This is a genomic window from Actinophytocola algeriensis (assembly GCF_014203735.1).
Classification (GTDB): Bacteria; Actinomycetota; Actinomycetes; order Mycobacteriales; family Pseudonocardiaceae; genus Actinophytocola; species Actinophytocola algeriensis.
The window spans coordinates 374,707-392,375 of the sequence record NZ_JACHJQ010000003.1; the positions used below are offsets into that span (position 1 = coordinate 374,707).

Below are 17,669 nucleotides of genomic sequence, written 5' to 3' on the forward strand. Positions count from 1 at the left end.
GTACAGCACACCGCGCGGTTAAGACCACGTAAAGCCGCCGTGATCCTGCCCACAGCGTGCGGACAGACTCAGTTTACTGAGGTCAGATCGAATCAGTAGTCCCCAACCCGCCCCCACTGCAGGGCGCACCTGGAGGTGGACTTGTGACGGTGGTTGACACCGGCCCCATTACTGATGCCGCCGCGGCGGCTGAGGAGCAACGGCGCTCGTCACACCAACCGTCCACGGCCGAAGCGCTGCGGGTCGAGCCCATGATCGGGCTCGAGTGGTCGCAGGCCGTCGAACAGTGGGGTGGGGAGAACGACGCCACCACCCCGGCGGAGACCAGACGCTCCTGGCTGCACCGCGCCCCGGAGCAGCAGGTCCTCACGCTCTACCGCGCCATCCAGGAGGCCGACCCGGACGCACCAGCGCCCTGGTGGCTGCGTGCGCTCGCGGCGGGCACGCTGACCTCCCGCCTGGAGGGGTTCACGGTCGAGGACCGCGTGTCGAAGCTGCTCACCGCCCGCACCGGCTGGGTGTACGTGCCCTGGGGCGCCGACGGCGACTCCGGTTTCTGGGAGTACGTGCCCTCCGAACGCAAGCTGACCGCACCCGGCGTGCCCACCACCCTCATGCTGACCGACCGGCACACCGGCTGGATCGACGTGATCCGCGTGCACCCCAGCGAGGCCAGCACGGCGCCGATCGCGGTGGCCGGCCTCGCGGACCTGCGCGCGAACCTCGCGAGGGTGGAATCGCTCGCCCCCTAGGCTCTCCACCCGTGGACGCACCCAGGCGCACTGTCGTCAGCTTCGTGAACCGCGGCGGTCGGATGACCGTCGGGCAGACCCGCGCGTGGGAACGGCAGTGGCCGTCGATGGGCCGGGACATCACGTCCCTGCCGCCCGGCCCGCTGGACCTCGACGCGTGGTTCGGCCGGTCCGCGCCGGTGGTGCTGGAGATCGGGTCCGGCATGGGCGAGACCACCGCCGCGCTGGCCGAGGCCGCGCCGGAGGTCAACTACGTCGCGGTCGACGTGTACCAGCCGGGGCTCGCGCAGCTGATGATGCGTGCCGAGACCGCGGACCTGAAGAACCTGCGCCTGCTGCGCGGTGACGCGGTCGTGCTGCTGGAGGAGCACCTGCCGGAGCAGTCGCTGTCCGGGGTGCGGATCTTCTACCCGGACCCGTGGCCTAAGAAGAAGCACCACAAGCGCAGGCTCGTGCAGCCCTCGCTGGTGTCGGTGGTGGCGTCGCGGCTCGTGCCCGGCGGCACGCTGCACCTCGCGACCGACTGGGAGCACTACGCGGAGCACATGATGGAGGTGTGCTCCGCCGAGCCAAGCCTGCGGAACCGCCACGCGGACGAGCCGGGTGGTTGGGCGCCCCGGCCGGTGTGGCGGCCGCTGACGAAGTTCGAGAGCCGCGCCGAGCAGGACGGCCGGGTCAGCCGCGACCTCATCTTCGAACGGACCGTGAGCTGAGCGAAGGAGCGGGCGCCGTCTGGACTGAGGAGCGCGCGCAGGCGCGCCAGCGCCGAGCACGTGACGAGGGAAGACGGCGTGAGTGACACCGTGACCGGATTGGGTGGTCCGCGGGTTCCCGACGGAGCACGGCGACGGCGAAATGACCGGATCCGGACCAACCGGCGGTAGCTTTCTCACCCGGCCCGCCACACGTCCAGGTAATCCAGTACTGCACAACCGGGGCCGATACCCAATGGTGTGACCGCACTGCGCGACGAGCCCGTCCTCACCCCGGTGCCCGCCTCCGCGCGACCGCGGCTGCGAGCGCAGTCGCTCTACGGCGAGGCCGAGGAGTTCATCCGCGCGTTCCACCACGCCAGACCCAGGGCGGGGCAGGTGGAGGCGCGGCTCGCGAAGGTGCGCGAAGAGATCATGGCCACGGGCACCTACCGCCACAAGCCCGCCGAGCTGGCGTACGGCGCGCGGCTCGCGCTGCGGGACAGCGGGTGGTGCCCGGCGAACGTGCCGTGGCGCGGGCTGCTGGTCCGCGACCTGCGGCAGATCCGGGACAGCACCGAGGTCGCCACCCAGTGCGTGCAGCACCTGCGGATGTCGACGAACGACGGCGCCGTGCGGCCCATGGTGAGCGTGTTCGCGCCGGACACCCCGTGGCGGCCGGGCCCTCGGATCCGCAACGACCAGCTGGTCCGGTACGCGGGCTACGCCGAACCAGGCCGCGTGCTGGGCGACCGCAGGTACGTCGACTTCACGACCGCCGTGTGCCGCCTCGGCTGGCGCCCGCCGACCGGCCGCACCGCGTTCGACAAGCTGCCGCTGGTGGTGCAGACCCCGCACGAAGGGGTCGCGGTGTTCCCGCTGCCCAGGGACGTGGTGCACGAGGTGCCCCTCGAACACCCGGAGCTGCCCTGGTTCGCCACGCTCGGGCTGCGGTGGCACGCGGTGCCGGTGATCAGCAACCGCAGGCTGCGGATCGGTGGCATCACCTACCCGGCTGCGCCCTACAACGGCGTGTACATCTGCCAGGCGATCGGTGAGGACGTGCTCGCCGACGACTCCGCCTACGGCCTCGCGCGGGTGATCGCCGACCGGCTCGGCCTGGACACCACGTCCGCGCGGACGCTGTGGCGCGACCGCGCGGTGGTGGAGCTGAACCGCGCGGTGGTGCACTCGTTCGACGCGGCCGGCGTGACGATCAAGCACTCGGTGGACGGGTTCCTGCCCACGACGGGCGGCGGTTCCCGGCCGTCGTTCACCACGTGGGAGGACGCGTCGCCCTAGCTGTGTCCGATGGGGCGCTCCGCTGCCGCCCTGGCAGGATCGCGGCATGTTCCGTCTGCGTGCCCCGATCGTCCTGCCCTGCGATCCTTCGTGCGCTGTCCTGCGCGACGCGGTGGTGGACGTCGACTCGTCCGGCCGCCTCGGTTACGTCGGCCCGGCGGACGGTGCGCCCGCGACGGACGCGCCGGTGCGTTCGCTGGACGGCATCCTCCTGCCCGGCATGATCAACCTGCACGCGCACAGCCCGATGACGGTCCTGCGCGGCATGGGCGGCGACGTGCCGCTGATGCGGTGGCTGCGGGAGATCATCTGGCCCGCCGAGGCGAAGCTGGTGCCGTCGGACATCGAGGCCGGGATGCTGCTCGGCTCGGTGGAGATGCTGCGCAACGGCATCACGACCAGCGTCGAGCAGTACTTCCAGCCCGACCACGTGGTGCGCGCGGTGCTCGCGACCGGCGGGCGGATGGTGCTGGGGCCCGCGATCGTGGACACGGCAGGGTGGAGCTGGCGCGCGCAGCTCGACGAGGTGAGCGCGCGCATCGACGTCGACGGCCTGCGCCCGCACGACCGGATCGAGATCGGCTACGGCCCGCACTCGGCGTACACGCTGTCGCCGGAGTCGCTGACGATGGTGGCGGAGGCCGCCCGCGCACGGGACGCGTTGCTGCTGATCCACGTGGCGGAGTCGCAGGGCGAGGACGCGGCGCAGCGGGCGTCGCACGGGTCGGTGCCGAAGCTGCTGGCGAAGATCGGGCTGCTCGGCGGCCGGGTGCTGGCGGCGCACTCGGTGCACCTGTCGGAGGAGGACATCCGGATCTTCGCGGACAACGGCGTCGCCGTGGCGCACTGCCCTGGCTCGAACGCGAAGCTCGCGTCGGGCATCGCGCGGGTGCCGGAGCTGCGGGCGGCCGGGGTGCCGGTGGGGCTGGGCACGGACGGCCCGGCCAGCAACGACGACCTTGACCTGTGGGAGGAGATGCGCCTTGCCGCGCTCGTCGCCCGCCTGTCGGCCATGGACTCGGCGGTGCTGACCGCGGCGGACGTGCTGCTGATGGCGACCCGCGGTGGCGCGGAAGCCCTTGGCCGCGAGGACATCGGTGTGCTGGCGGCCGGCCGCTGGGCGGACGTCGTGCACGTCGACACGTCGACCGAGGCGTTCGCGGCGGGCCTGTCGGTGCCGGACGAGCACCTGCTGGCGAACCTCGTGTGGGGCGCGGGCGCGCGGAACGTGCGGGACGTGTGGGTGGGCGGCGAGCAGGTGGTGGCCGACCACGAGCCGACGAAGGTGGAGCGCGCGAAGGTCCAGGCACAGGCCGGTGCGGTGACCGCCCGCCTGCGCAGGTCCTAGCCGCTGCTGGCGAACTCGTAGACGATCGTCGTGCGGTGTTCCTGGGCGGCGAAGGCCTCGGCCTCGCCCGTGTAGACGGCGATGAGGGTGTCGTCGTCGCGCCACCACGAGTCGGCCAGGCCCTCGACCTCCGGCACCAGCTCGTACTCGTCGAGGTCGATGATCTCCACCTCGTCGCCGGTGAGGCGGGTGACCCGGTGTGCGGAGGCGATGGCGTGGTGGGCGAGCGAGAGCGACTCGACCCAGCCCTCGACGGACGCGTGCAGCGGCACCCAGTGGTCGCCGTGGATGCCGAACTCGCCGGTCGGGCCGATCATGAACCCGTACTGCACGGCCGTGCGCCGCAGACCGGCCTCGAACCACCAGCCGTCGTCCGGCGACGGCTCCGGGGTGTCGGCGTTGAGGTAGCGGGGACCGCCGCCGTACATCAGCGCGGGCGGGAGGACGAGCCCGCCCCAGCTGCGCTGGTAGGCCGCGACCCGGTCGATCTCCTCGGCGGGGATGCCGAACCCGAGCCACGGTTCCCGCCACCGCGTGACGTCGAGCGCGTCGACGCGCACGCCGTTCTGACGCACGAACGCGCGGGCACGCTGGGTCAGCCCCTCCGGTACCCCAACCGGGTCGTCGTCCATCAGCGGTTGGGCTGCCGGATCACGATCTCGTGCACGTGGGCGTCGCGCGGGGTGTCGACCGCGGCCTTGACGACCGCCGCCACCGACTCGGGGCGCATGTACTTCTCGGGCACGTAGTCGCCGCCCTCGAAGTCGCGGACCGCCTTCTGCATGCCGGTGGCGGTGCGGCCGGGGTGCACGGACGTGACGCGCAGGCCGTTCGGCTCTTCCTCCGCGCGCAGGACGTCGGCGTACGCGCGCAGTGCGAACTTGCTGGCCGCGTACGGGCCCCACTTCGGGTTCGCCTTGATGCCAGAACCCGAGTTGATCAGGACCACATGACCTTCCGCCGCGCGCAGGGCGGGCAGCAGGAGCCGGGTCAGTTCCACGACGGCGACCACGTTCAGCTCGTACGACTCGCGCCAGTCCGCCGCCGTGACCTCGGTCAGCGGGCCGAGGCGGGAGATGCCCGCCGAGTGCACGAGCACGTCGAGGCGGTCGATGTCCGCGACGGCCGCGGCCAGGGCCCGCTCGTCGGTCAGCTCCACCGCCCACGGGCGGGCCGACGGCAGCCCGGCGGCCAGCGACGCGAGTGCTTCCTCGTCGCGGCCGCCGAGCAGCAGGTCGTGCGTACCGGCTAGGGAGTCGGCGACAGCCCGGCCGATCCCCTTCGACGCGCCGGTGATCAGAGCGAGCGGACGATCAGTCATGCCCCCACTCTACGAACGGTAGACGGCCACGACCGAGGGACGTGGTTGCGAGTCACCGCCGTCCGGCCAGTGCGACAGCGGGTTGTCCGCGCTCGCGCCGTCCAGCTCACCCGGGTGCTGCACCGACACCAGCACGAAGTCGTCCTCGATGATCGGGCCGCACGTCTCCGCACCGGCCGGGACCGTCAGGAACTGCTTCACGTGCCCGCGTTCGCGGCCTTCCAGCGGCACGGCGAAGAGACCGTCGTTGAAGTCCAGCGCGTTGCCGTCGGTGGAGATCCACAGGTTGCCCTTGCTGTCGAACGCGACATTGTCGGGACAAGAAATCGGGCTGACCTGCGACTTGTCGTAGCCGCCGAAGTACGTGTCGTCGGCGGCCGGGTCGCCGCAGACGAGGAACAGCTGCCACGAGAACGTGGTCGCCGTGTTGTCGCTGCGGCGTTCCTCCAGCTCCAGCACGTGACCGTGCCGGTTCCTGACGCGCGGGTTGATCTCCGTGGCGCCTTCCTTGCCGGGGTTGCCGCGTTCGCTGTTGTTGGTCAGCGCCGCGTACATCCTGCGGTTCTTCAGGCTCGGCTCGACGTCCTCCGGGCGGTCCATCTTGGTGGCGCCCACGACGTCGGCGGCCGCGCGGGCGAAGACGTACACCTCCTCGGCGGTGAAGCCGTCCACGAGGGACTTGTCGTTGTGCGCCAGCGGGATCCACTCGCCCCTGCCGTCGAACTCGCCGTCGGAGGGGAGGCGGCCGGAGCCGTCGATCTCCGCGGCGGGGCTGTCGCCGGTGAACCTGGCGACGTACAAGGTGCCGGAGTCGAGGAGCTTCTTGTTGTGCTCGCGGGCGTGGCGGCTGTTGCCGGGCTTGTACTTGCCGTCGGACACGAACTTGTACAGGTACTCGAACCGCTCGTCGTCGCCCATGTACGCGACGACCCGGCCGTCGTGCGCGATGATGACGTTCGCGCCCTCGTGCTTGAACCGGCCCAGGGCCGTGTGCTTGACCGGGTTCTCGTGCGGCGACAGCGGGTCGATCTCGACGATCCAGCCGAACCGGTTGGCCTCGTTGGGCTCCTTGGCCAGGTCGTAGCGGTCGTCGAAGCGCTCCCACTTGCGTTCGGTCGCGCCGGCGGGGAAGCCGTAGCGCGCGAGCCGGGCGCGGGCGACCGGGTCGGTCACCGCGTCGGCGTTCGCGAAGTACTGGTTGATGTTCTCCTCGCCGGACAGGATGGTGCCCCACGGCGTGACCCCGCCGGCGCAGTTGTTCTTCGTGCCGAACACGGTCCGGCCCGCCGGGTCGGCGTTGGTTCGCAACAGTGGTGATCCCGCCGCGGGCCCACGCACGGTGAACGGCGTGGTGAGCGTGATCCGGCGGTTGTAGTGCCGGTCGAGCTTCACCTCGAGCTTGCCGCGCCGGTCGCGTTCCACGACGACGACCGACAGCCCGTGCGCCTGCCAGGCGATCTCGGTCTGCTCACGGGTCGGGTTGTCCGGGTCCCAGCCGTGGAACATGTAGTTCTCGCTGGTGTACTCGTGGTTGGACACCATGAGGTAGCGCTCGCGGTGCCGACCGTGCTGCCCCGGCAGCGGCACCAGGCCGCAGTAGTCGTTGTTGAACCCGAACTGCTTGGCCTGCGCGGCCGCGGTCTGGTTCGCGAAGTCCCACTCGGGTGCGCCCGGCAGCACCGGGTCGCCCCAGCGGATGAGGATGTCCTGCTCGTAGCCGTCCGGCACGACCACCGCGTCGAGGGTGTTGGGGGCGACCGGGTCGAAGTCGAGACCGGTGCCGTGTCCCGGCTCGCCCGGGTTACCCGGTGCGGCGGCGACCGGCGCGGCGACCACGCCCACGCCGGCACCGGCGACGGCGAGGACGGCACCCGCCTTCAGCACGTTGCGGCGGCTGACGATCTCGCGGACGACGTCGCCGAAGTAGGGGTTGTCCGAGGTGTTGGGCGCTTCGTGGGCGCATGCGTTGCCGCAGCGGTACCGGCAGGTCGCGGCGGCACGCCGAGGTGTATGGCCGGTGAACAGTGGCAGAAGTTTGCGTTCATCAGCAGGGAACATCAGCCGACCGTAGAACGGCTGATGCTCCCTGCCAAGTGGCACGCGGTGATCGGTTTGTTCCGGGTCAGCGGCGCTTCTTCCACACCGCGACGACCGACGGCCGCGGCTGCGAGGTGCCGCCGTCCGGCCAGTGCGACAGCGGGGTGTCGGCGCTCGCGCCGTCCAGCTCACCCGGGTGCTGCACCGAGACCAGCACGAAGTCGTCGGTCACGACCGGGCCGCAGGTCTCCGCGCCGTCGGGCACGGTGAGGAACTGCTTGACGTGCCCGCGCTCGCGGCCCTCGACCGGCACCGCGAACAGGCCGTCGTTGTGCGACAGCGCGTTGCCGTCCGTGGAGATCCACAGGTTGCCCTTGCTGTCGAACGCCACGTTGTCCGGGCAGGAGATAGGGCTGACCTGCGACTTGTCGTAGCCGGCGAAGTAGGTGTCGGGAGAAGCCGGGTCACCGCAGAGCAGCAGCAGCTTCCAGGAGAACCGGGTGCCGGTGTGGTCGCCCCTGCGCTCCGCCAGCTCCAGCACGTGGCCGTGCTTGTTGGCGACGCGCGGGTTGGGCTCGGTAGCGCCCTCCTTGCCCGCCTTGCCGCGGTCGGTGTTGTTGGTGAGCGCGGCGTAGATCCGGCCGTTCTTGAGGCTCGGCTCGACGTCCTCGGGACGGTCCATCTTGGTCGGGCCGACCACGTCGGCCGCGAGGCGCGTGAAGACGTAGACCTCCTCGGCGGTGAAGCCCGGCACGAACGACTTGTCGTTGCGCACCAGGGGGATCCACTCGCCGCTGCCGTCGAACTCGCCGTCCGACGGGACCGCGCCGGAACCGTCGATCTCGGCGGCGGGGCTGTCACCGGTGAGCTTGGCGACGTACAGCGTGCCGGAGTCGAGCAGCTTCTTGTTGTGCTCGCGGGCGTAGCGGCTGTTGCCCGGCTTGTACTTGCCGTCGGTGACGAACTTGTACAGGTAGTCGAAGCGCTCGTCATCGCCCATGTACGCGACCACGTGCCCGGACTTGGCGACGATGACGTTCGCGCCCTCGTGCTTGAACCGGCCCAGCGCGGTGTGCTTCACCGGCGTCGAGTGCGGGTCGAGCGGGTCGATCTCGACGACCCAGCCGAACCTGTTGACCTCGTTGGGGTTCTTGGCCAGGTCGAACCGCTCGTCGAACCGCTCCCACTTGCGCTGCGACGCGCCGCCGGTGACGCCGTAGCGGGTGTTGCGCGCCTTGGCGACCGGGTCGGTGACGCCGTCGGCGTTCGCGAAGTACTGGTTGAAGTTCTCCTCGCCGGACAGGATCGTGCCCCACGGGGTCACCCCGCCCGCGCAGTTGTTCTGCGTGCCGAGGACGCGGCGGCCGGTCGGGTCGGCCTTCGTCTTCAGGTACTTCGACCCGGCGGCGGGGCCACTGACCTCGAACGGCGTGGTCATCGTGATCCGGCGGTTGTAGTGCCGGTCCAGCTTCACCTCGAGGCCACCTCGGCGGCCCTCCTCCACGACGACGACCGACAGACCGTGTGCGGCCCAGGCGATCTCGGCCTGCTCGCGGGTCGGGTTCTCCGGGTCGTAGCCGTGGAACATGGCCGACTCGGTCGTGTACTCGTGGTTGGACACCATGAGGTACCGGTCGCGGCCCAGCGGCACGAGCCCGCAGAAGTCGTTGTTGTAGCCGAACTGCCTGGCCTGCGCGGCCGCGGTCTGCTTCTCGAAGTCGAACCGCGGCGCGCCCGGCACGACCGGGTCGCCCCAGCGGATGACCACACCCTGCTCGTAGCCCTTCGGCACGACGAGCGCGTCGAGGTCGTTCGGGGCGACCGGCTCGAAGTCGAGTCCGGTGCCACCGTGACCGTGACCGCCGCCGTGGCCACCACCGTGACCGCCGCCGTGACCGGGCGTCGCGGCCGCGGTCCCGGCGGCGGTGGCCATGCCGGCACCCGCGACCGCGATCACCGCGCCTGCCTTGAGCATCTTGCGGCGGTTCACGACGTCGGCGACCACGTCGGCGAAGTAGGTGTTGTCCGAGGTGTTCGGCGCGTCGTGCGCGCAGGCGTTGCCGCACCGGTACAGGCAGGTGATCGAGGACCGCCCGCCCTTGGGGTTGGTGGTGAGCAACGGGAGGAGCCGGGGTTTGTCGGCTGAGGACACGCTTGGCCTCCACTGTCAGGTCTGGGAACGGCCCGACGCTAGGAGGCGAAGACCAGCGGCACGCGTGGTGCAGGTGAAGTCAAGATGAACAGCTGGATCATCTGCCCAGGTCACACGGACTGTGATCAGGTGATCGCACTCTCCAGCACGTCACCGGCGTAGTCCCGCGCGGTGTAGCCGAAGCCCTGGGTCGATGACTTGAAGTCGGCGACGTACAGCGTCGCCCCGGCGAGCGTCTCGAACCGCTCCGGCTGGACGTACGAGCCGTCGCCCCGGTACACCTCGAGGGCCTCGACCGCCGGGGCGGTCATGAACACCATCAGCCCCGGCACCGGGCCGCTGTCGGGGACGCCCGTGGACAGCACCGACCTCGACACGACGTACGAGCCCCGTCCCGGTTCCGTCGGCCAGTCCGGCACGGCGACACACGAGGTGCCGACGATGGCGCCCGGCGTGCGGTCGGTCGAACCGCCGACACCGACGTGGTGCCCCTCGGCCATGCACAGGTCACCGTCCCGCAGCCAGACGACGGCGTCGACGGCCGCACCGTCCTTCGTGAAGGTGGCGACGACGTACGGGCCGCCGTCGGCCTGCAGCCAGTCGTAGTCCCGCGACCACACGAGCCCGTCTCCGTCCTGCTCCTCGGCGGCGGGCGGAGCGGGCGTGTCGCGCAGGCTCAGCGGGATCGCCACGCCCCCCGCCGCGATGACCGCGGCCACCGCGGCCGCGACCAGCACCGGCCTGCGGATGCCGCGGCGGCTCACGAGCCGCCGCTCGAAGTCGGCCTTCGGGTTCTCGCTACTCGGCACGGTGTCGGCGAGCTCGTGGAGCGTGTAGCGCAGGCGCTGCTCGAGGTCCTTCATCGGTCGTCCTCCTCGGGGAGCGCGGCGCGCAGTGCGGTCATGGCGTGGCTGGTGGTGGCCTTCACGGTGCCGACCGCGATGCCGAGTGTCTCCGCGATGGCCTGCTGGTCGAGGTCCAGCCAGTACCGGAGGACGAGCACCTGGCGCTGGCGCGGGGTCAGCCCCAGCAGTGCCTCGTGCACGGCGCGGTTGGCGTGCCCGGCGAGGACCGTGGCCTCCGCGGACACGATGTCGCGGTTCGGTTCCTTCGGCGCCCTGCGCACCACCCGCAGGTGCCGCAGCCGCGAGCGCGACAGGTTGACCACGGTCCGCCGCAGGTAGGGCAGCGCCTTGTCGGGACCGCCCAGGCTCCGCCACCTGCCGTGCAGCCGGGTGAACGCCTCCTGCGCGATGTTCTCCGGGTCGTCCGCCCCGAGGAGGAACGCCAGGCGCTTCATGCGCTCGAAGGACTCGTCGAACAACGCGTCGAACCCCGCACTGTCCGCGCGGGGTTCCGACGCGTGGCCGGATGCGGCGGTCCGCGCGGCTCGCGGAGCGGACTGTTGATACTGCACGGCCTCTTGACGCCTGCCCCGGCTCCCGGGTTTAGAAGCCGATCGCCTCCCTGGTCAGCACCACGGTCGCACGGTCGTCCAGGAACTCCCGCTCCAGGATGAGGGTCTTGCCCATGAACGAGTCCGTGCCCCGCTCCCGCATCACGTTCCGCACGATCGGCAGGCTGTGGGTGCGGACGCGGCGCAGCGCGGTGTCGAGGTCGGGGACGACCTTCTGCGCGCCGACGAGGTAGACCACCTGCTCCGCGCCCGCGGCGTACGGGCCGAGCTGGCTGCCGCTGAAGGAGGTCACGACCAGCAGGCCGTCCTCGGTGACCGCGTGCACGCTGCCGAGGATCACGTCCGGCGTGGCGCCCATGGTGATCTGCGCGCGGATGTCGGCCGGGTCGGCCCCGGCGAGCTTGGCGCGGACGGAGACGAACTCGCCGCCCTCGTCGATGTCGGCACCCAGGCCGGAGAGGCGGACGCTCTCACTGTTGGCGGTGAAGATCGCCTTGTCGCGGGGGAGCAGGTCGCGGACGAGCGCACGGGCGGCGGCGACGGTGTCGACGACGTGCGTGGTGTAGTTGCGCTCGGACAGGCCCTTGGCGGCCCGGCTGATCGCCTCGTGGTCCGCGGGCCGGGCGAACGCCTCGTCGACGTGCAGCGGGTCTGCGGTGGCCTCGATCGTCATGAAGTTCCCTTTCAAGGGCAGTTCCGATTGGTAACTGACCCCATCGTGAGGAACTATGGTGGCGCTGAGAAGACGGCACCTTTTTCTGCCTCGGTGAGCTGGAGGTAACCGTGGAGCTACCGGCCACACCGGATCCCCGGCTGTGTCACGCACGCCACATCCTGGACCGGGTCGGCGACAAGTGGTCGATCTCGGTGATCTACGCGCTCGGTGCCACCACCCTGCGGTTCACCGAGCTGCGCCACGCGATCGACGGCATCAGCCAGCGCATGCTGACCTCGACCCTGCGGACGCTGGAACGGGACGGGCTCGTCGAGCGCACCGTCCACCCGGTGGTGCCGCCACGTGTGGACTACCGGCTCACGAAGCTCGGCCTGACCCTGTCCGAGACCGTGTGCGCGCTGATGAACTGGGCCGTCGACCACGGCGACGAGATCGACGAGGCCCGCGCGGCGTACGACCGCCGCGCGGACCACCAGGCGGGTTAGCGCTCCAGCTCGCCCGCGATGAACTTCTCCACCGCGTCGTAGGCCTCCGTGTCGGAGTACTGCTCGGGCGGCGACTTCATGAAGTACGACGACGCCGACAGGATCGGGCCGCCGATGCCGCGGTCCAGCGCGATCTTCGCGGCGCGCACCGCGTCGATGATCACGCCCGCTGAGTTCGGGGAGTCCCAGACCTCGAGCTTGTACTCCAGGTTCAGCGGGGTGTCCCCGAACGACCTGCCCTCGAGGCGCACGTAGGCCCACTTGCGGTCGTCCAGCCACGGCACGTGGTCCGACGGGCCGATGTGCACGTCGGCCTTCGCCATCTCGTGCGGGATCTGCGAGGTCACCGACTGCGTCTTGGAGATCTTCTTCGACTGGAGCCGCTTGCGCTCCAGCATGTTCATGAAGTCCATGTTGCCGCCGAAGTTGAGCTGGTAGGTGCGCAGCAGCTCCACCCCGCGGTCCTCGAACAGCTTTGCCATCACTCGGTGGGTGATGGTCGCGCCGACCTGCGACTTGATGTCGTCGCCCACGATCGGCACGCCCGCCTCGGTGAACTTCGCCGCCCACTCCGGGTCCGACGCGATGAACACCGGCAGCGCGTTGACGAACGCGACCTTCGCGTCGATCGCCGCCTGGGCGTAGAAGCGGTCCGCCTCCTCGGAGCCGACCGGCAGGTAGGACACCAGCACGTCGGCCCGCGACTCGCGCAGCGCGGCCACGATGTCGACCGGCTGCTCGTCGGACTCGGTGATCATCTCGCTGTAGTACTCGCCGAGACTGTCGAACGTGTGCCCGCGCTGCACGGTCACGCCGAGCGGCGGGACATCGCAGATCTTGATCGTGTTGTTCTCGCTCGCGACGATCGCCTCGGAAAGGTCGCGGCCGACCTTCTTGGCGTCCACGTCGAACGCTGCGACGAACTCCACGTCGCGGACGTGGTAGTCGCCGAACTGGACGTGCATCAGGCCGGGGACGCGGGCCTCCGGGTCGGCGTCACGGTAGTAGTGGACGCCCTGCACCAGCGACGCGGCACAGTTGCCGACGCCCACGATGGCCACCCGGACGCTGCGACGCTGTTCGCCCATGCCGGTTCTCCTTCTCCCTGTGTGGACCACGACTCGCGAGTCGTGGTGGTCCGAAGTCGCAGATCCGCGCTGACCTGCCGGTGTCAGTCAGCGCCGTCACTCGACGCCGTCCTGCCGTTCCTTCTGCTCCCGTTGTTCGGTCGCGATCAGCTCGTTGAGCCAGCGCACCTCCCGCTCGCTGTGCTCGAGCCCGAGCCGGTGCAGCTCGCGGGTGTAGCGGTCGATCTGCTCACCCGCCCGCGCCACCGAGGAGCGCAGCCCTTCCCGTCGTTCCTCCACCCGGCGCCTGCGGCCTTCGAGGATGCGCATCCTGATCTCGGCCGGCGTGCGGGAGAAGAACGCCATGTGAACGCCGAAGCCCTCGTCGTCGTAGGCCTGGGGGCCCACGTCGGCGAGCATCTCGGCGAAGCGCTCCTTGCCTTCCGCGCTGAGCTTGTAGACGCGCTTCCCGCGCTTGCCCCACGTGCGGGCGGCACGCTCGTCGTCCGGCTCGCTCGGGTCGTCCTCGACGATCAGGCCGGCCTTCAGCAGTCTGCGCAGCGTCGGGTAGAGCGAGCCGTAGGAGAACGCGCGGAGCGTTCCCAGCATGTCGAACAGGCGTTTCCGCAGTTCATAGCCGTGCATCGGGGCCTCGTGCAGCAACCCGAGGATCGCGAACTCGAGCATCCGCCACTCCTCTCGTGCGCACTTGACCTACTCGGTCACTATATCGCGCCGATACATCAGAGAGGTGACATGAAGGTGGACGTGGCCGTGATCACGAACTCTCAGGACACGGTGACGTCTCGGTGAGGTCACAGCGCAACCGCAGGTCACGGCCGTTGACAACCGGTGACCACATCACTTCTTCAACGCAGAGTGGCGACACTGCCGCGCGCCGTATGCCAAACAGCGCATGGACGTGGTAACGGGGCCGCGTACGCTGTGCTCCGTGCGTACACAGCGGCAGGTGGTCGACTACGCGTTGCAGCGCAAAGCGCTGCTCGCGGAGGTGCACTCCGGTCGTGTCGGCACGATGGACGTGTGCGACGCGAATCCGTACCTGCTGCGCGCCGCCAAGTTCCACGGTGAACCCAGTGACGTGACCTGCCCGGTCTGCCGCAAGGAACCGGTGACGAAGGTGTCCTGGGTCTACGGTGACGAGCTCAAGCACGCGTCGGGCTCGGCGCGCGCGACCGACGAGCTCGCGCGGATGGCGGCGCTGTTCACCGAGTTCACTGTGTACGCCGTCGAGGTTTGCCGCACCTGTGGGTGGAACCACCTGGTGCAGTCATACGTCCTGGGGACGGGTGGACTCGACACCCATAAGCCACGGAGGAGGACAGCGGCGGAGTGACACGCTCGATTCTGCCTGCTCAGCCGCCGATGACCACCACACGGCGCACCCTGTCGTGCGCCGCTCTGGGAGGCCTGTTCACGTGAACGACCATCGCAACCACCGGTATCGCGAGAGCGAACCGGCATGGCCGAGTGGTGACAACCCGGACCCGCGCGCGTCCGCCCGAGGCGCACAGGAGGAGTCCCAGGAGCGAACCGGCTTCTGGAGCCCCCTGTGGGAGGACGACGACGAGCAGGCCGGCCGTCCCGCGAACGGGCACGGCCGCGCCGCGCACTCGAACGGGCACGCGCGCCACGAGGCCGCGGGCAACGGGCACGCACGCCACCAGGCCGCTGACAGCGCCGGTGGTGCCGGTCACGCCTGGCCGGACGCCGACGCGAGCGACCACCGCTGGCCCGACGCCGAGCCGCCCGCCGCACCGCGGCCTGCGCCGCGCCGTCCTGCCCCGCGCTCGTCAGCCCCCGCGTGGCCGAGTGCCGAAGCCGGCACGCCGGCGGGCCCCGGTACGCCCGGTGGCCGCAGGCCCGGTGGCCCCCACACGCCGCCGCCCGGCGCGGGCTTGCCGAACGGTGCCCCCGGTCCGAACGGTGCGCCCGGCCCCGGCGGTCCCCGGCCGCCCGCCGGTCCGACCACCCGCATCGTGCGACCCCGTCCCGCGGGCCCGCCGCGCCAGGGTGGTCCGGTAGGCCCCGACGTCGAGGGCCCGACCGAGCTGCTGCCGAGGACGCACCACGGCACCGGCCCGGAGCCGCAGCTGCTGACCCACCGCGAGCCGGACTACGACGAGGACCTCAACGACGACCCGGACCTCTACTACGACGAGGACGAGGACGCCCCGCTCAGCGACGGGGACCGCAGGCAGCGGCGCAAGAAGATCTGGCGCCGGGTGCGGCGCACGGCCTACGTGCTGACCGCGCTGGGGGTCATCGGCCCGATCGTCGCGTTCTTCGTCGCGTACCAGGTGGTCGAGGTGCCCGACGCGAAGGCCGTGGCGGACAGCCAGGGCCAGGTCGTGACGCTGACGTACTCCAACGACTCGCAGCGCGAGAAGCTGTCGGAGATCGTGCCGCCGGACGGCACCCGGCAGATGGTCACCTACGAAGAGCTGCCGGACGTCGTCAAGCACGCCGTGTTCGCGGCGGAGGACGCCGAGTTCATGACGAACCCGGGCTTCGACATCGGCGGTGTGCTCCGCGCGGGCTACAACCAGGTCACCGGTGGTGCCGGCGGTGGCTCCACGATCACGCAGCAGTACATCAAGATGGCGACCGGCAACGACGAGGCCTCCGGCCTCAGCGGCTACTCGCGCAAGGCCACCGAGGTGGTCAAGGCGTACAAGATGAACAACACGTACACCAAGGAGCAGATCCTCACCTCCTACCTGAACACGATCTACTTCGGCCGCAGCGCCAACGGGATCGTGGCGGCCGCCAAGGCGTACTACGGCAAGGAGCTCGACAAACTGACCGCGTCCGAGGCGGCGCTGCTCGCGGGCATGATCCAGCGGCCGGGCGAGTACAGGAACGAGAAGTACATGCAGCGCCGCTGGAAGTTCGTCATGGACCAGATGCTCGACAAGGGCTGGGTCACGGCGGAGGTGCGGAAGGCCGCGACGTTCCCGGACCGGATCCCGCTGGAGAAGGCCCGCCCGCAGGCCATCACCGGTCCCGGCGCGCACATCCAGCAGGCCGTCCTCGAAGAGGCCGAGGACGCCGGTTACCCGCTGGAGACGCTGCGGCAAAAGGGCTACAAGATCCAGACCACGATCAACAAGGCCGCACAGAAAACCGCCCAGGACGCGATCGCGGAAATAATGGAAGGCGAACCCGGGAACCTGTTCCCCGGCATGGTCGTGATCGACCCGAGGAACGGTGCGGTGCTCGCCTACTACGGCGGCGAGGACGGCAACGGTCTCGACTGGGCCAAGGCCCGGCAGGAGCCCGGTTCGTCGTTCAAGCCGTTCGACCTGGTCGCGCTGCTCGAGGAGGGCAAGGGCCTCGGCGAGACCTACGACGGCCGCACCGACCGGATCCTCGGTGGCCGCAAGGTCCGCAACTCCGGCGGCGCGACCTGTGGCGAGAACTGCACGGTCGCCACGGCCATGAAGAAATCGATCAACACGGTGTTCTACGACATCGCGCTGAACGAGGTCGGGACGAAGAAGGTCGCCGACGCCGCGCGCCAGGCGGGCATCACGTCGCCGCTCATGCCGGAGGAGGGCGGGAACCCGGACGCCAACATCTCCATCGGCGGCGGTAAGACACTGGTCAGCACGTACGAGATGGCGTCGGCGTATGCGACGTTCGCCAACGGCGGCACCTACTACAAGCCGCACCTGATCGAGGCGATCATCGGCCCCGAGGGTGACATCGTGTGGAAGCCCGGCGTGAAGGGCAAACCCGCGTTCGACGCGGGCAACGGCGAGCGCAACCGGCAGATCGCGCGGAACGTGACCGAGTCGCTGCTGCCGATCCCGGAGTACTCGGACATCGGGTGTGACGACAACCGCCAGTGCGCGGGCAAGACCGGCACGCACCAGTTCGGCGCCACCGAGGACAACGCCAAGGCCTGGATGGTGGGGTACACCCCGCAGATCTCGGTCGCCGTGTCGCTGGCCGCCGAGGAGAACCAGAAACAGGTGCCGCTGAAGGACCAGGACGGCGACATCATCTACGGCTCCGGTCTGCCCGGCGAGATCTGGCAGGCGTTCATGAACAGCTGGCTGGACGGCGCCACGAAGATGACCTTCGGCAAGTTCGACCCGATCGGCAAGGTCGCGTCGGACGAGGACGAGAACAAGGGCGGCGACAACGACCGCGGCGACCGGAGATCGAACGACAACCGGTCGTCCGGCAACGACAAGCCGCCGTCGGGTGGCGACAAGCCGCCGACCGACAGCGAGCCGACGACGGAGACGGACGACACCGAGACCTCGGAGGACCCCCCGCCCAACTCGACGGAGCCCGGCGACCCGCCCATCCCGACCCTGGGTCTGGGCGGCAGGCCCCCGAGCGAGAACTGAACGAACAGAGGCCCCCGAGCGGGGCCTCTGTTCGTTTC

General features: G+C 70.3%; 16 protein-coding genes. 7 read left to right on the plus strand and 9 right to left on the minus strand.

Features of this window, described 5'->3' with window-relative positions; genetic code table 11:
* Positions 1-143: 143 nt before the first annotated feature.
* The 4 genes from FHR82_RS14055 (at position 144) to FHR82_RS14070 (ending at position 4,094) form a co-directional block, all read left to right on the plus strand.
* Positions 144-752: a hypothetical protein gene (locus FHR82_RS14055; RefSeq protein ID WP_311771064.1), complete on the plus strand. Its 609-nt coding sequence runs from the start codon at positions 144-146 to the stop codon at positions 750-752.
* A 62-nt stretch (positions 753-814) separates the two neighbouring features.
* On the plus strand, positions 815-1,465 hold the full coding sequence (gene trmB / locus FHR82_RS14060; RefSeq protein WP_221463862.1) for a tRNA (guanosine(46)-N7)-methyltransferase TrmB: 651 nt from the start codon (positions 815-817) through the stop codon (positions 1,463-1,465).
* Between the two features lie 240 nt (positions 1,466-1,705).
* Positions 1,706-2,746 (plus strand): nitric oxide synthase oxygenase, encoded by a 1,041-nt coding sequence (locus FHR82_RS14065; protein WP_311771065.1) that lies wholly within the window; start codon positions 1,706-1,708, stop codon positions 2,744-2,746.
* A 46-nt stretch (positions 2,747-2,792) separates the two neighbouring features.
* The gene (locus FHR82_RS14070; protein WP_184810831.1) at positions 2,793-4,094 is read left to right on the plus strand and encodes an amidohydrolase family protein; all 1,302 of its coding nucleotides are present in this window, start codon (positions 2,793-2,795) and stop codon (positions 4,092-4,094) included.
* Here the strand turns inward: FHR82_RS14070 and FHR82_RS14075 are convergent.
* The 7 genes from FHR82_RS14075 to FHR82_RS14105 form a co-directional block, all read right to left on the minus strand.
* Positions 4,091-4,726, minus strand: a complete 636-nt coding sequence (locus FHR82_RS14075; protein ID WP_184810832.1) for a hypothetical protein — start codon at positions 4,724-4,726, stop codon at positions 4,091-4,093. The genes FHR82_RS14070 and FHR82_RS14075 overlap by 4 nt on opposite strands.
* Positions 4,726-5,415, minus strand: coding sequence for an SDR family oxidoreductase (locus tag FHR82_RS14080; protein ID WP_184810833.1), 690 nt, complete (start codon positions 5,413-5,415; stop codon positions 4,726-4,728). Before FHR82_RS14080 ends, FHR82_RS14075 begins: the two co-directional genes overlap by 1 nt.
* Positions 5,416-5,424: 9 nt before the next feature.
* Positions 5,425-7,473 carry a PhoX family protein gene (locus FHR82_RS14085; protein ID WP_184810834.1) on the minus strand — a complete coding sequence of 683 codons (2,049 nt, stop codon included), beginning with the start codon at positions 7,471-7,473 and terminating at the stop codon, positions 5,425-5,427.
* A 64-nt stretch (positions 7,474-7,537) separates the two neighbouring features.
* The gene (locus FHR82_RS14090) at positions 7,538-9,604 is read right to left on the minus strand and encodes a PhoX family protein (protein ID WP_184810835.1); all 2,067 of its coding nucleotides are present in this window, start codon (positions 9,602-9,604) and stop codon (positions 7,538-7,540) included.
* A gap of 125 nt (positions 9,605-9,729) precedes the next feature.
* Complete coding sequence (locus FHR82_RS14095; RefSeq protein WP_184810836.1) at positions 9,730-10,467, minus strand: hypothetical protein; 738 nt, start codon at positions 10,465-10,467, stop codon at positions 9,730-9,732.
* On the minus strand, positions 10,464-11,021 hold the full coding sequence (locus tag FHR82_RS14100; RefSeq protein ID WP_311771066.1) for a sigma-70 family RNA polymerase sigma factor: 558 nt from the start codon (positions 11,019-11,021) through the stop codon (positions 10,464-10,466). The genes FHR82_RS14095 and FHR82_RS14100 overlap by 4 nt, the downstream gene beginning before the upstream one ends.
* Positions 11,022-11,052: 31 nt before the next feature.
* Complete coding sequence (locus tag FHR82_RS14105) at positions 11,053-11,694, minus strand: LUD domain-containing protein (RefSeq protein WP_184810837.1); 642 nt, start codon at positions 11,692-11,694, stop codon at positions 11,053-11,055.
* A 110-nt stretch (positions 11,695-11,804) separates the two neighbouring features.
* Between FHR82_RS14105 and FHR82_RS14110 the strand changes: the two genes are divergently transcribed.
* Positions 11,805-12,182 (plus strand): winged helix-turn-helix transcriptional regulator, encoded by a 378-nt coding sequence (locus tag FHR82_RS14110; protein WP_311771067.1) that lies wholly within the window; start codon positions 11,805-11,807, stop codon positions 12,180-12,182.
* Here FHR82_RS14110 and FHR82_RS14115 read toward each other — a convergent pair.
* Positions 12,179-13,270, minus strand: a complete 1,092-nt coding sequence (locus FHR82_RS14115) for an inositol-3-phosphate synthase (protein ID WP_184810838.1) — start codon at positions 13,268-13,270, stop codon at positions 12,179-12,181. The genes FHR82_RS14110 and FHR82_RS14115 overlap by 4 nt on opposite strands.
* Positions 13,271-13,366: 96 nt before the next feature.
* Positions 13,367-13,936 carry a PadR family transcriptional regulator gene (locus tag FHR82_RS14120; RefSeq protein WP_184810839.1) on the minus strand — a complete coding sequence of 190 codons (570 nt, stop codon included), beginning with the start codon at positions 13,934-13,936 and terminating at the stop codon, positions 13,367-13,369.
* A gap of 265 nt (positions 13,937-14,201) precedes the next feature.
* Here FHR82_RS14120 and FHR82_RS14125 point away from each other — a divergent pair, with 265 nt between their 5' ends.
* Both FHR82_RS14125 and FHR82_RS14130 read left to right on the plus strand, forming a co-directional pair.
* Positions 14,202-14,606 (plus strand): DUF5318 domain-containing protein, encoded by a 405-nt coding sequence (locus FHR82_RS14125; protein ID WP_311771068.1) that lies wholly within the window; start codon positions 14,202-14,204, stop codon positions 14,604-14,606.
* An 82-nt stretch (positions 14,607-14,688) separates the two neighbouring features.
* Entirely contained in the window at positions 14,689-17,631 is a 2,943-nt protein-coding gene (locus FHR82_RS14130) for a transglycosylase domain-containing protein (protein WP_184810841.1), read from the plus strand.
* Positions 17,632-17,669 lie beyond the last annotated feature (38 nt).